The 776-nt window shown below is 68.3% G+C and carries 1 protein-coding gene; it reads right to left on the bottom strand.

The genetic code is table 11. From position 1 onward, the window contains the following. A partial coding sequence (locus DIE17_RS37060; protein ID WP_260426353.1) for a methyl-accepting chemotaxis protein occupies window positions 1-776 on the bottom strand: 776 nt, incomplete at both ends.

The following is a 776-nucleotide window of genomic DNA, read 5'->3' as shown; positions in this document are numbered from 1 at the left end:
TCGTCGATCGCCTGCGACGACTGGCGCAGCGATTCGGCCGTCTGCTGCGCGGCTTCCGACAGCTGCGACAGCGCCTGCGTGATCTGCTCGGCACCGTTCGCCTGCGTCTGCATCCCTTCGTTGACCATCTGGAAGCGCGGCGCGAGCGTCTGCACCTCGGCGATGATCTGCGACAGCTGCCCGCCGACCTGCTGCACGTCGAGCATGCCGCGGCGCACTTCCTCGGAGAACTTGTCCATCCCCATCACGCCCGCCGACACGGCCGACTGGATCTCCTTCACCGTCTGCTCGATGTCGTAGGTCGCCACCGCCGTCTGGTCAGCCAGGCGCCGGATCTCGGTCGCGACGACCGCGAAGCCGCGGCCGTACTCTCCGGCCTTCTCGGCCTCGATCGCCGCGTTCAGCGACAGCAGGTTGGTCTGGTCGGCCACCTTGGTGATGGTCGCGACGACCTGGTTGATGTTCAGCGCCTTCTCGTTGAGGATCGCGAGCTTCGCGTTCACCGAACCGGCCGCGTCCATCACGCTGCGCATGGTCTCGCCCATCCGCGTGAGGCCGCTCTGGCTCACGCCCGCGAGCGTCGCCGACTGCTCGGCCACGCCGGCCACCTCGTTCATCGTGCGCAGCAGGTCGCGCGACGTCGCGAAAATTTCGCGCGACGTCGCACCGATCTCGGTCGTCGTCGCCGCGGTTTCGTTCGCGGTCGCCTGCTGCTCGCGCGACGTCGCCGCGATTTCGGCGACCGACGTCGTCACCTGCAGCGACGACTGCTGCGC

This window comes from Burkholderia sp. Bp9099 (genome assembly GCF_003857805.1).
In the GTDB taxonomy this organism is placed as follows: Bacteria; Pseudomonadota; Gammaproteobacteria; order Burkholderiales; family Burkholderiaceae; genus Burkholderia.
The sequence above is the reverse complement of the archived record's forward strand: the minus strand, read 5'-3'. Positions and strand labels throughout refer to the sequence as shown.